We start from the raw sequence: 12,694 nt of genomic DNA, 5'->3' as shown, positions 1-12,694 counted from the left end.
GCGCAGCCCAGCGCGGGGCAAGCCCGCTCACTACAAGGTGGTGTGCTTCGTCGTGCGGTGTCAGCGCAAGGCGCTGAAACTGCCGGTACGGGGGACGCATTGGTCCTGATGGCAGTTGGTTGCAAACGCCGGTTGCATGCGGGTTTGCTCCACACGGTAGGCGGCAGTCCCGTACAGCGCGCTGGCGAACGCGCACAGGCTGAAAATCATCAGGTACTTTCTGGTTTTAATGCTCATGGCACAGACCTCTGAGCGAATGTACAAGGTGCTGTCTAAAGCATAGGTCAACCAGGGCGAGTTGCCATTATCGGGCGACATTCAACACGCTTATGTCGCCTGCAGGCCAATATCCCAGGCGGGCTCTTCCGGGAACTTCAGCACCAGGAAATCCAACAGGCTGCGCAGCGCCGATGGCATGTGCTTGCGCGAGGCGTACACCGCGTAAATGTTCATCTGCCGGGGTTCGGCGTGGGGCAGCAGGCGCACCAGTTCGCCACGGCGGAGGTAGTCGCCGGCCTGGTAGGTGGGCAGCATCGACACCCCCGCCCCGGCCAGCGTGACGCGCAACAAGGTGCTGGCCTCGTTGGAAGTGATATTGCCGCTGATGGGCACGCCGATGTGCTCGCCCCGCTCTTCGAAATGCCACAGGCTTTTGCCGAAATAGGAATGGGTGAGGCAGTTGTGTCCGGCCAGGTCTTCGACTTTTCGCGGGGCCGCGTGCTCCAGCAGGTAGGCCGGCGATGCACAGACCACTGAGCGACACACCGTCAGGCGCCGGGCGATCAGGTTGGGGTCCAGGTCGTTGCTGGTGCGGATGGCCAGGTCGATGCGTTCATCCACCAGGTTCACCGTGCGGTCGAGCATCTGCAGGTCGACCGTTACCAGGGGGTAGCGCTTGACGTATTCGGCGATGACCCCGGCCAATTGCGCCTGGCCGAACGAGGTACTCACGCTCAGGCGCAGCAGGCCACGGGGCGCGTCATCCGGCTCGCGGACGGCGGCTTGCATGTCGCCGCACAATTCCAGCAGTTGCCGACAGCGTGGCAGGGTTTCACCGCCGGCTGCCGTGAGGCTGAGCTTGCGCGTGGTGCGGTGCAGCAGACGCGCGCCGACCCAGTCTTCCAACTCCGCCAGGTAACGCGACACCACCGGCCGCGACAGGTCCAGATGATCGGCCGCGGCGGACTGGCTGCCTAGGTCCACCACCGTGACAAACACGCGCATTGCTTGAAGACGGTCCATGATTTGCCCGATTTCAGAAACAAACTATGTCCCAGCATCGCATTTTTAGTCTGGTTTTGTGCAACTAAGCTCTGTGCATCCTTTACCGATGCTGGAGCTGCCCGATGTTCTCAACCTTCAAGCGCCTGACCCTGGCAACCGCCGCCCTGGCCTTCGCCGCCCACGCGGCAGCGGCCGAGCTGACCCTGGACGTGTACAACCCCGGTGAAGCGGCGATCTTCCCGGTCAGCTCGGTGCTGGTCAGCGGCGCCAAGGATGCGATCCTGGTGGACGCACAATTCGGCAAAGGCCAGGCCGAGCAGCTTGTGCAGAAGATTCGCGCCAGCGGCAAACACCTCACCACTATCTACATCAGCCATGGCGACCCGGACTACTACTTCGGCCTCGACACCCTCACGGCTGCGTTTCCCGACGCCAAGGTGATTGCGCCCCAGCCGGTGGTCGACCACATCAACGCGACCGTGGCCGACAAGCTCGCGTTCTGGGGCCCGAAAATGGGCGCCGACAAGCCGGCCAGAACCCTCGTGCCGCAGGTACTCAAGGGTCACAGCCTGAGCCTGGAAGGCCAACAACTGGACGTGATCGGCCTGGACGGCCCGCAACCGGAGCGCACCTTTGTGTGGATCCCGTCGATCAAGGCCGTGGTCGGCGGTGTGGTGGTCTCTGAAAACATCCACCTGTGGATGGCCGACACCCAGAGCGCACAGTCCCACAAAGACTGGCTCGCCACCCTGCAACGCATCGAACAGCTCAAGCCGCGTACGGTGGTTCCAGGCCACTACCTGGGCACGCCGACGCCGGCTGCCGTGGCCTTTACCGCCGACTACATCAAGGCTTTCGACACCGAGACCGCCAAGGCCAAGGATTCTGCCGCATTGATCGCAGCGATGAAAAAGCGTTACCCCACCCTCGCCGACGAGAGCTCGCTGGAACTGAGCGCCAAAGTCGCCAAGGGCGAAATGAAGTGGTGAATGGTTTGACCCCCTAACGTACTGGAGAACGTCATGAGTAAGATCGCAATCATTGGGGCCACTGGCCGTGCCGGCAGCCAACTGCTGGAAGAAGCGCTGCGTCGCGGGCATAGCGTGGTTGCCATCGCACGCAATACCGCCAAGCTGGACGTGCGCCCTGGCGTCACCGTTAAACAGGTCGACGCGCTGGACGCCGAAGCCCTGCAGCACGCCGTAAGCGGCAGCGATGTGGTGATCAGCGCCGCACACTTCGCCACCTTGCCCGCCAGTGCCGTGCTCGATCCGGTAAAGAAAGCCGGAGTAAAACGCCTGCTGGTGGTGGGCGGCGCCGGTTCGCTGTTGCTGCCGGGTGGCGGTCGGGTGATCGACAGCGAGGGCTTCCCAGCCGAATACAAAGCCGAAGCCAGCGCAGGCGCTGCGTTTCTCGATGCACTGCGTCAGGAACAGGAGCTGGACTGGACCTTCCTGTCGCCGTCGGCGGAGTTCGTTGAAGCCGAGCGCACCGGTACATTCCGGGTGGGACAGGATGACTTGTTGGTAAGCAGTGAAGGTCGCAGCTGGATCAGTTTTGCTGACTATGCCATTGCGTTGATCGACGAGGTGGAAACACCCAAGCACTCGCGCCAGCGCTTCACCGTCGGCTACTGACACAACCCGGTTAAAACTGTGGGAGCTGGCTTGCCTGCGATAGCGGTGTCTCAGTCAATGATGTGCTGACTGATCCACCGCTATCGCAGCATGGGTATCTACACATTTTTGTAGTGAGCGGGCTTGTCCCGCGCTGGGCTGCAGCGGCCCCCAAACCAGGCGAATTGGATTTTTCTGAAACTGCGCGTCGTCTTTATTGGGGCGGCTTCGCCACCCAGCGCGGGACAAGCCCGCTCACTACGGGGAGATTTTTTAGCCTCTGAAAGTTGTGTAGATGCCTATGGCTATCGCAGGCAAGCCAGCCTCCCACATGGCGCTTCAGTGCTGCGAGTGTTGTGCCTGGCTGACCAACCAATCCATCAGCGCTTCCAGCCCGGCCGACGGTGCCGTCCCCGGCGGACACACCAGGAAATACCCCTTCCCCGTCGGCACCCGCAGTTCAAACGGCGTCGCCAGGCGCCCGGCCTTCACGTCCTCGCCAATCAGCGCAGTGTCGCCAATCGCCACGCCCGATCCTTGTGACGCCACGGTCATGGCCAAATCCAGCGTCTCGAAGTGATGCCCCTGGCGCAAATCACTCAAGTGCGTGTTCGCCGCCGACAGCCACAACGCCCAGTCCCGCCCGTCCCGCGTGGGGTGCAGCAGCACCTGTTGCTGCAGGTCGGCGGCTGTGTGCAAGCCATCGAGCAACGCGGGCGCGCAGACCGGTGTGAGTTGCTCATCGAACAGATGCCGGGCGTGCACCGGTTGCTCGGCGATGGGCGCATAAATCACTGCCGCATCGAAAGGTTCGCGGCGAAAGTCCACGGTGCAGGCCACGGTGGTGGTGAGTTCCACCGGCACATCCGGGCGTTCCTTCTGCCATTGCATCAGGCGCGGCAGCAACCAGCGCATCACGCACGTGGAGGCCTTGAGTTGCAGGGTCTGGCGGCGGTCGCCGATCTGCTCCACCGCTTCGCCGATCAGGCCAAACACCGCGTGCACGCGCAGCGACCATTCGCGGCCGGCTTCGGTCAGGCTCAAACCGCGCGCCTGGCGGTGGAACAGCGCATAGCCCAGGTGGTTCTCCAGCCCGGCGACCTGGCGGCTCACCGCGCCCTGGGTGATGTGCAGTTGCTCGGCGGCGCGGGTGAAGTTGCAGTACTGGGCCGTGACCCAGAAGGTGTGCAACGCGGGCAGCGGCGGAAGGCGTTTCATAAAGCGCAGCCATGACGTGAAGACATGGCAAGTATGACTTTTTATCGATTGTTGCCGCTACGGGCCAGCCGTTCCAATACCGCCCTACCTCAACAATAAGAGCGACCTCTATGGCGACCTGCGGCGAAGTACTGGTCAACCTCCTGGAAGGCTACGGCGTGGACCAGGTGTTCGGCATCCCCGGCGTGCACACCGTGGAGTTGTATCGCGGCCTGGCCCGCTCCAGCATCCGCCACGTCACCCCGCGCCACGAACAAGGCGCCGGCTTCATGGCCGACGGTTACGCGCGCGCAGGCGGCAAGCCCGGCGTGTGTTTTATCATCACAGGCCCCGGCATGACCAATATCGCCACCGCGATGGGCCAGGCCTATGCCGATTCGATACCGATGCTGGTGATTTCCAGCGTGCAGTCGCGCAGCCAGTTGGGCGGTGGACGCGGCAAGTTGCACGAGCTGCCGGACCAACGCGCGATGATGGCCGGCGTGGCGGCGTTCTCCCATACCCTGATGTCGGCGGCCGAGCTGCCCGGCGTGCTGGCGCGGGCGTTTGCGGTGTTCCAGGCCGGGCGACCGCGCCCGGTGCATATCGAGATTCCGCTGGATGTGCTGGTGGAAAATGCCGACGCGCTGTTGGGCTGCACGCCGGTGCGGGTGGCCCGGGCCGGCGCGGCACCGGCGGCGGTCAAGCAGATGAGCCAGTTGCTTGCAGCAGCCAGGAAACCCTTGATTCTTGCAGGCGGCGGTGCCATCGACGCAGCGCCGGCGTTGACCCGGTTGGCCGAGGCGCTCGGCGCGCCGGTGGCTCTGACCATCAACGCCAAAGGCATGCTGCCCTCGCGCCACCCGCTGCTGATCGGCTCGACCCAGACCCTGGCCGCCACCCGCGCGCTGGTGGCCGAAGCGGACGTCGTGCTGGCCATCGGCACCGAGTTGGCGGAAACCGATTATGACGTCACCTTCGCCGGTGGCTTCAAGATTCCGGGCGCGTTGCTGCGCATCGATATCGACCCCGACCAGACCGTGCGCAACTACCTGCCGAGCGTGGCCTTGGTGGCCGATGCGCAAATCGCCACCGAAGCGTTGCTGACCGAGTTGAACAGCACACCCTTGCCGCCTCGCGACAGCGCTTGGGGCGCGGCGCGTGCAGCGCGCCTGTGGGCCGAGCTGGCACCCACCTGGGACGCAGCCACCCGCGCGCACGCCCGGTTCCTCGACACCGTTTTGCAAATAGTGCCCAACGCCCTATGGGTAGGCGACTCCACTCAGCCGGTGTACAGCGCCAACCTGACCCTGAACCTCGATCACCCGCGCCGCTGGTTCAACTCATCCACCGGCTACGGCACCTTGGGCTACGCCCTGCCCGCCGCCATCGGTGCCTGGCTGGGGCGCGGCGACGGGCAACCGGTGGTGTGCCTGATCGGCGACGGCGGCCTGCAATTCACCCTGCCGGAACTGGCCAGCGCCGTGGAAGCGCGCACGCCGGTGATCGTGTTGCTGTGGAATAACCACGGTTATGAAGAGATCAAGAGATACATGGTCAACCGCGCCATTGAGCCGGTCGGTGTAGACATCTACACACCGGACTTTATCGGCGCGGCCAAGGCGCTGGGCTGCGCGGCCGAACGCATCCAGGGCGTTGAGTCGTTGCGCGTTGCGCTGCGGGCCGCCACTGACCGCACGGGGCCGACGCTGATTGAAGTCGAGCAGGGTCTTTGGATGGAGGCTTTTAATCAGCTGCGGCCTGACTGACACCCAAGCTTGCCTGTGTAGTGAGCGGGCTTGCCCCGCGCTGGGTGGCGAAGCCGCCCCAAACCAGGCGACTTGGTTTTATCAGAACACTGCGGTGCCTTTATTGGGGCGGCTTCGCCACCCAGCGCGGGGCGAGCCCGCTCACTACAGCCAGCTTGATCGGTGGTGTTTCAGGCAGTCAGCGATTTTTCAATAGCCCCAACGACTTTCTCATTTGCCCCCACGCAGGCACCCATGGCCTGATTCACCCTTGTTCTCTCAAGGCTCGCCCATGCAAACGGTTCACGCAAAACCCACCACCGCCCTCTGGCTGATGATCAGCGTCGTGCTGGTCGCGCTCAACCTGCGTCCGTCGATGGCCGCCGTGGGACCGCTGCTTTCATCGATTCGCGGCGACGTACCGTTGAGCTTCAGCAGTGCCGCATTGCTGACCATGTTGCCGGTGATGGCCATGGGTTTGGCGATGTTCTTTGGCATGGGCCTGGCCAGGCGTTTTGGCGAGCACCGCAGCATTGCGGTGTCGCTGGTGGTGATTGGCGTGGCCACGCTGTCGCGGCTGTGGCTGGATTCGGCGCTGGAGTTGATCGTCAGCGCCATCGCGGCCGGGGTGGGGATCGCGATGATCCAGGCGTTGATGCCGGCGCTGATCAAGTCGCGGTTCAGCGACAACGTCTCGCTGTTCATGGGCCTGTATGTCACCGCGATCATGGGCGGCGCCGCGCTGGCGGCCTCGTTCGCACCGTTAGTGCAGGTGCAGACCGGCAGTTGGCGCGCCGGCCTGGCCATCTGGGCGGTGCTCGCCGCGCTGGCGTGGGTGTGCTGGTCGGCGCAGCGCTCGGGACTGGCGCCGCTGCCGCAGGCCGATGCCGGCCCGCAGGACGCGTTTTCCGGCAACCGGCGAGCGTGGCTGCTCGCCGTGTTTTTTGGCCTCGGCACCGCGTCCTACACCTGCGTACTGGCCTGGCTGGCGCCGTACTACGTGGAGCAAGGCTGGAGCGAACAGGACGCCGGTTTGCTGCTGGGTTTCCTGACGGCAATGGAAGTCGTTTCCGGCTTGGTCACACCGGCCATCGCCAATCGACGCCGGGATAAACGCGGTGTCGTTGCCGTGTTGTTGGTGCTGATTATCCTGGGTTTCTGCGGCCTGGTGCTGAGCCCTGGACACTTGACCTTGTTGTGGCCCTGCCTGCTGGGCCTGGGCATCGGCGGCCTGTTCCCGATGAGCCTGATCCTGTCCCTTGACCACCTGGACAACCCGCGCCGCGCCGGCGGCCTGACTGCGTTTGTGCAAGGCGTGGGTTACCTGATTGCCGGGCTGTCGCCGTTGATCGCGGGAATGATCCGCGACCACTTGGGCAGCTTCGAGTGGGCCTGGTGGTCTCTGACCGCCGTGATCGTGGTGATGCTGCTGATCGTCACGCGCTTCAACCCGCAGCGTTACGCGCGGCATATCCGCTGACGTCGTATTGCAAACAGAATTTGTCTCCCCTGCGAACATGGAAACGCCCTACAGAGCTTTCTATTGGCACGTTCGTTCCGTAAGCTTTTGCGCTGTCTTGTACTGAGTTCGGTACAACGGGTTTACGGACGAAACCGATGCTAAACAGTAACTTGCTCAGAAAGCTCGATATGCAGGACTTGATGGTGTTTATCGCCGTCTATGACCAAAGCAGCGTTACCGAGGTGTCTGAAACGCTGTTTGTCAGCCAGTCCACCGTGAGCTATAGCCTGAAGAAGCTGCGCACCAGCTTTGAAGACGACTTGTTTATCAACACCCGGGCGGGCATGCGGCCGACGTACAAGGCCACCACCATGTACGGCCATGTGCAGAAAATCCTGGAGAGCATCAACCTGTGCCACGCCGGTGGCCAGGCCTTCGACCCGACGCAGAAGGCCGTGACCTTCAACCTGCGTGCGCCGGAATATTTCGAACAGTTGATCCTGCCGCGCCTGTTGAGACACTTCGACCACGCCGACCTGCCGGTCATCGTCAACGTGCAGAAACTGGAAACCGAGATTCCCGCCGACGACCTGCGCCAAGGCCGTCTTGACCTGGTGATCTGCTTCGGCCCCAACTTCCACCGCGCCCATAAGGACTTGCGCAGCCAGATGCTGCTTGAGGACGAACTGGTGTGCGTGTTCGATAAACGCTCGGCGCCGCAAGAGCCGGTGTTGAGCCTGCAATCCTTCGTCGAGCGGCGCCATGTGTTCCCCACGCCGTGGACCTCCGACACCAACATGATCGACGGTTGGCTGGCGCGCCAGGCCCAAAAGCGCCAGGTGATCGCCCGCGCCAACAGCTACACCGCGGCCTTGAAGATGATCACCGGCACCGACTTTATGGTCACGCTGCCGCGCCGCGTGCAAAAACTGCTGGCACCTGCGACGACGTTCGGCCACTGCGAACCGCCCCACGGCTTGCCGGGGTTCACGCTGGAGATGCAGTGGAATGAAACCAGTGGGCAGGACAGTGCCAATACCTGGTTTCGTGAGCAGGTGGTGAAGGTGTGCGCGGACCAGGGGTTGTTGTAGTCCTCAGCCGATGGCGACCTTGCTGTAGGACTCGCGATCCATGTCGACCAATTGCACGCTGATTTGAACCTGGATATCGGCCGGCCAGTCGCCCAGGTCCTGCAACGCCGCCAGCAGGCTTTGCGATAACTGCTGCTTGACCTGCGGCGACCGCCCACTGAGCAGCGACAGCTTGACTGCGATAAACCCGCGCGGGTTGAGGGAAGTGCCTACCTGGAAACTCTCGACCTTGATCGCACGGCTTTTTATATCGAACTCGGAACCGAACTGCCCAGACGCCATCAGCACGTTATTAAGCCGCAACAGGGTCTTCTCGACAGCCAACTCTGTGAGGTTGGCGGTGTATTCCAGGTGCAGGTGTGGCATGGATCGCTCCGAGTTTTTTGTAGGAAGACGCGTAGATATACCACGTGGATCAGACGTTGGTCGCCAACCCTCGATCACTCATGAAGGCTTCCAACCGCGAACGCACCCAACGCTCAGCCGGGTCGGTGTCCACATGGCTGAGCCAGACCATGGACAAATCCAGGGTCGGTGTCTCGAATGGAAACGGCTCACAGAACAGTTGGCCCGACACCGCCATGGCCTCGGCGGTGTAGTCCGGCAGGCTGGCGATGAGGTCGGTGCCGGCCAGCAAGGCCGGCAGTGCGCTGTATTGCGGGACCGACAGCACCACGTGGCGCTTGCGGCCGATTTCCGCCAGCCACTCATCGGCAAACCCCGACACGTTGGCGGTGTGGGAAACCAGTACATGGGGCCGTGAGCAATATTCGTCGAGGGTCAGTGGCGTGTCCGACGCATCGGCGCGCAGCAATCGCGGGCGGATATGGCGCAGCAGCTTGCGCTTGGCATTCGCCGGCAGGCCACGGGTCTGGGTGATGCCGACGGTGATGTCGCCGGAGGCCAACAAGTCGGGAATGCGCCAATAGTCCACATGCTGCACCACGAACACCACTTGCGGCGCTTCCTGGCGCAGGGCGCGCAGCAACGGCGGCAGCAGGCCGAACTCGACATCATCGGACAGGCCTATGCGAAAGGTCATGGTACTGACGGACGGGTCGAAATCGTGGGTCAGGCTCAGGGCCGACGACAGCGAATCCAGGGCCGGCGACAGGTGCTGGATGATCTCCTCGGCGCGCGCGGTGGGCTCCATGCGGTGGCCGACGCGAATGAACAGCGGGTCGTTGAACAAGGTGCGCAAGCGGTTGAGGGCCGAGCTGATGGTCGGTTGGCCGAGAAACAGTTTCTCCGCCACCCGTGTCACGTTGCGCTCGAGCATCAGCGCTTCGAACACCACCATCAGGTTGATGTCGGCCTTGCGTAATTCATTGCGGTTCATCGGCGCCTGCCCTTTTCCAAGACAAGCCGCAGTTTAGAAAGCGCGGGGGCCTGCGTCTATGTGCGCACTGTTCATCGGCAGGCTTTGCGCTTATAAATCAGCTCTCGAACGTCGCAGGGAACATCACCGTGCTGGTCATTCTTGCCTCAAGCGTCCTGCTCGGCGGGGTTTTGCTCTGGGCCATCAAACTCATTACTCACCCCACCGCCAGGACACTGCTACGCGTCTTTGTCGGTTTATGCCTGGCGGCGGTCGTGGCTTACTTCGTGCTGGCTTGGGGGTTTCCGACGTCGTTGCTGGTCTGAGGCGCCTCCTGGCCCTGGCGCAGGCGCAACGCCGCCAACGCGGCCACCACCAGCACCAGCGCGATCACTTTCAAGCCATTCATTGCGTTGCCGGTGCTCATCTCGATCACGCCCATCACCGACGGCCCGACAAACCCGCCCAACAGCCCGCAGGCGTTGACGAAGCCCAAGCCGCCCGCCAGTGCCACGCCTTTAAGACGCGAAGCCGGGTACAGGAAGATGATCGATTGCACCACGAAGAACATCACCGCCGACAGGCAGAAACCCAGCAAACTGAAGACCGGTCCCGACACCGACGCAATGCCCAGGCCCAAGGCCATGGTCAGCAGGCCGGTCACCAACAACCGACGACAACGCCCCGGCGTGGTGGCAAACCGCGGAATCAATACCGCACCGAGCGCCGCCGCGATCCAGGGCAACGAAGTCAGCAAGCCAACGCTCATGGTGCTCAGCTCGCCGTACTTGCCGATGATGCTCGGCAGGAAAAAGATCACGGTATAAATGGTGATCTGATGGCAAAAATACACAAAGATCGCCAGCAGGATTTGTGGGGTCAGCCAGTTTTTCAACGAGTGGCCACCCTCGCCCGCGCCCTCTTCGGTTTCCAAGGCGATGCGCTGTTCGATCCCGCGCGCTTCCTCTGCCGACAGCCACGGCGCCTTGCTCGGGCGGTCAGGCAGCTTGCGCCAGACGACCCAGGCAAACGCCACGGCCGGCAGGCCTTCGAGCAGGAACATCCACTGCCAGCCGTGCCAGCCGAGCAGGCCGTCCATGCGCATCAACGCTGCGCCCACCGGGCCGCCAATGATGTTGGCGAAGCACACGCCGAGCAGGAAATAACCGGTGGCGCGCGCCCGCTGTTCACGGTTGAACCAGTAGGTGAGGTAGAGCATGACTCCGGGAAACAGACCGGCCTCGGCAATGCCCAGCAACAGGCGCAATACGTAGAACGAGGTCTCGCCCTGTACGAAGGCCATGGCTGCCGAGATCAGGCCCCAGGTCACCATGATCCGCGCGATCCAGAACCGCGCGCCCACCTTGTGCATGATCAGGTTGCTGGGGATTTCCGACAGCGCATAGGTCAGGAAAAACAGCCCCGCGCCCAGCCCGTAGGCCGCGGCGGAAATGCCCAGGTCGACGTCCAGGTGATGCTTGGCCAGGGCGATGTTGGTGCGGTCCAGGAAGCTCAGGATGTAGGCGATGATCAACAAGGGCATCAGCTTGACGAACATCAGTTTATTAAGCGCCTGCGGCTCGCGGACGGGGGTGGCGATAGTCATCGGCAATTCCTCTTGGCGCCCCGCCGGCCAGGCCGGGGGGCGCATCGGTGTTGTTCTAGACGTCCAGTTGCACGGCCAACGCCTGGGGGCGATGGGAAAACAGTTGCAGCAGTGCGCCGCCCAGGGCGCAGCCGGCCATGACGAAGAAACACACGGTGTAACCGTGCAGCGTGGTCCAGCCGCCGCCCATAGCGATGAGGCTGCCCATCAGCACCGGCGCCAGGCCGCCACCGATGAACATCGCCGTGGTGATGATGCCGTTGGCGGTCGACGTCGCCGACGGCTCGGCCGAATCGCAAGCCACGGCGTAGTAGATCGGCCACACCGCGTTGGCGACCAGGCCGAACAGCAGTTGCACCACGACGATCAACGTCAGGGTGTTGGCGAAGTAGAACGCGCCGACACTCGCCGCCATCCACAGCCCGCAGATGATCAAGGTGGTGCGCCGACCAATGATGTCGGACAGCGACGGCCACACCAGTTGCCCCAGAATCCCGGTGAGGGTGAACACCACGCTCATGCCCGCCGACTCCGCCAGCGACAGCCCGGCGATGTTGTAGAGGTAGGCCGGCAGCACGATGTTCACGCCCATGTACACCACTTGCGTGAGCATCGTATTGCCCGCCGTGAGGGCGATATTGCGGTTGCGCAAGGTGGCGACAAAGGTACGCCAGGCCTCGCCCTTGACTTGGCTGGCCGGCGCATTGTCCGGCGGGGTCATGCCTTTGGCGGCAATGTCGACGTACAGCGCGGTAATGCGTTCGGCCGTGGAGTAACGCGCCCAGAAAATCATCAGCGGCAGCGCCACGACGAAGGCGAAGAAGAACACGTAGCGCCAGTTCTCTTCACCAAACACGGTGATGACGAAACTCGCGACAATACCGCTGAGCATGGCGCCGATCGGGTAACCGGTATGGTGCGCGCCCAGGGCAAACCCGCGACGCTCCACCGGCCACCATTCGGCGGTGTTGCTCACGCCCACCGGTTCGCCCCAGCCGGCACCGAGGTTGACACCGACGCGCAGGGCAATAAAGGTGGCGAGGTTGCCGCTCAAGGCCTTGAAGCCGGACAAAAACGAGATCGCCGTGTAGCCGAGCACCAGCGGCACCTGGAAGCGCGCACGTTTCCAGCCGCCGCCGTAACGGTCGCTCCACATGGAGCCGGGGATATCGAGCAAGGCCAGCGCCAGCATCACCACCGTGGCTACGGTGCCCCATTGGTCGGCGGACAAATCGAAATGCTTGGAGATGGTCGGCCCGAGGCGCAACACGATCTCACGGTCGTAGGCGTTGAGGATCCAGATCATCCAGCAGACCAGCAGCGACACCCAGGAATGCCGGTGAATGCTGCGCAGCGACGCTTTTTTTAAAGTTGCCATGAGCCTCTCCAGGCGCGCGAGGGCGCGCACTGACACAAGGTTGCGAAGGAATAT

Annotated in this window: 12 protein-coding genes; 5 read left to right on the top strand and 7 right to left on the bottom strand. The window is 63.1% G+C overall.

Annotated features, from left to right (window positions below; genetic code table 11):
* Positions 1 to 60: 60 nt before the first annotated feature.
* Positions 61 to 237: a hypothetical protein gene (locus KVG91_RS17555; protein WP_169374656.1), complete on the bottom strand. Its 177-nt coding sequence runs from the start codon at positions 235 to 237 to the stop codon at positions 61 to 63.
* A gap of 90 nt (positions 238 to 327) precedes the next feature.
* On the bottom strand, positions 328 to 1,242 hold the full coding sequence (locus KVG91_RS17550) for a LysR family transcriptional regulator (protein WP_169374657.1): 915 nt from the start codon (positions 1,240 to 1,242) through the stop codon (positions 328 to 330).
* A gap of 104 nt (positions 1,243 to 1,346) precedes the next feature.
* Between KVG91_RS17550 and KVG91_RS17545 the strand changes: the two genes are divergently transcribed.
* Both KVG91_RS17545 and KVG91_RS17540 read left to right on the top strand, forming a co-directional pair.
* On the top strand, positions 1,347 to 2,213 hold the full coding sequence (locus KVG91_RS17545; RefSeq protein WP_169374658.1) for an MBL fold metallo-hydrolase: 867 nt from the start codon (positions 1,347 to 1,349) through the stop codon (positions 2,211 to 2,213).
* A 33-nt stretch (positions 2,214 to 2,246) separates the two neighbouring features.
* Positions 2,247 to 2,861, top strand: a complete 615-nt coding sequence (locus tag KVG91_RS17540) for an NAD(P)-dependent oxidoreductase (RefSeq protein ID WP_169374659.1) — start codon at positions 2,247 to 2,249, stop codon at positions 2,859 to 2,861.
* A 318-nt stretch (positions 2,862 to 3,179) separates the two neighbouring features.
* On the opposite strand, the gene KVG91_RS17535 is transcribed toward KVG91_RS17540, so the two are convergent.
* A complete protein-coding gene (locus KVG91_RS17535; RefSeq protein WP_169376468.1) occupies positions 3,180 to 4,058 on the bottom strand; it encodes a LysR substrate-binding domain-containing protein in 879 nt (292 codons plus the stop codon).
* Positions 4,059 to 4,168: 110 nt separating this feature from the next.
* Here KVG91_RS17535 and KVG91_RS17530 point away from each other — a divergent pair, with 110 nt between their 5' ends.
* From KVG91_RS17530 to KVG91_RS17520, 3 genes are all read left to right on the top strand, one after another.
* Entirely contained in the window at positions 4,169 to 5,806 is a 1,638-nt protein-coding gene (locus KVG91_RS17530; protein ID WP_169376467.1) for a 5-guanidino-2-oxopentanoate decarboxylase, read from the top strand.
* Between the two features lie 271 nt (positions 5,807 to 6,077).
* Positions 6,078 to 7,265, top strand: a complete 1,188-nt coding sequence (locus tag KVG91_RS17525) for a cyanate transporter (RefSeq protein ID WP_169376466.1) — start codon at positions 6,078 to 6,080, stop codon at positions 7,263 to 7,265.
* 137 nt (positions 7,266 to 7,402) lie between these two features.
* Entirely contained in the window at positions 7,403 to 8,338 is a 936-nt protein-coding gene (locus KVG91_RS17520) for a LysR family transcriptional regulator (protein WP_169376465.1), read from the top strand.
* 3 nt (positions 8,339 to 8,341) lie between these two features.
* On the opposite strand, the gene KVG91_RS17515 is transcribed toward KVG91_RS17520, so the two are convergent.
* From KVG91_RS17515 to KVG91_RS17500, 4 genes are all read right to left on the bottom strand, one after another.
* Positions 8,342 to 8,704: a 5-carboxymethyl-2-hydroxymuconate Delta-isomerase gene (locus tag KVG91_RS17515; RefSeq protein ID WP_169376464.1), complete on the bottom strand. Its 363-nt coding sequence runs from the start codon at positions 8,702 to 8,704 to the stop codon at positions 8,342 to 8,344.
* Positions 8,705 to 8,753: 49 nt separating this feature from the next.
* Entirely contained in the window at positions 8,754 to 9,677 is a 924-nt protein-coding gene (locus KVG91_RS17510) for a LysR substrate-binding domain-containing protein (protein ID WP_169376463.1), read from the bottom strand.
* A gap of 259 nt (positions 9,678 to 9,936) precedes the next feature.
* Positions 9,937 to 11,262 carry an MFS transporter gene (locus KVG91_RS17505; RefSeq protein ID WP_169376462.1) on the bottom strand — a complete coding sequence of 442 codons (1,326 nt, stop codon included), beginning with the start codon at positions 11,260 to 11,262 and terminating at the stop codon, positions 9,937 to 9,939.
* Between the two features lie 55 nt (positions 11,263 to 11,317).
* A complete protein-coding gene (locus KVG91_RS17500; RefSeq protein WP_169376461.1) occupies positions 11,318 to 12,640 on the bottom strand; it encodes an MFS transporter in 1,323 nt (440 codons plus the stop codon).
* Between the last annotated feature and the right edge of the window lie 54 nt (positions 12,641 to 12,694).

The organism is Pseudomonas azadiae (assembly GCF_019145355.1).
In the GTDB taxonomy this organism is placed as follows: Bacteria; Pseudomonadota; Gammaproteobacteria; order Pseudomonadales; family Pseudomonadaceae; genus Aquipseudomonas; species Aquipseudomonas azadiae.
This window is presented reverse-complemented; position numbering and strand designations above follow the sequence as displayed.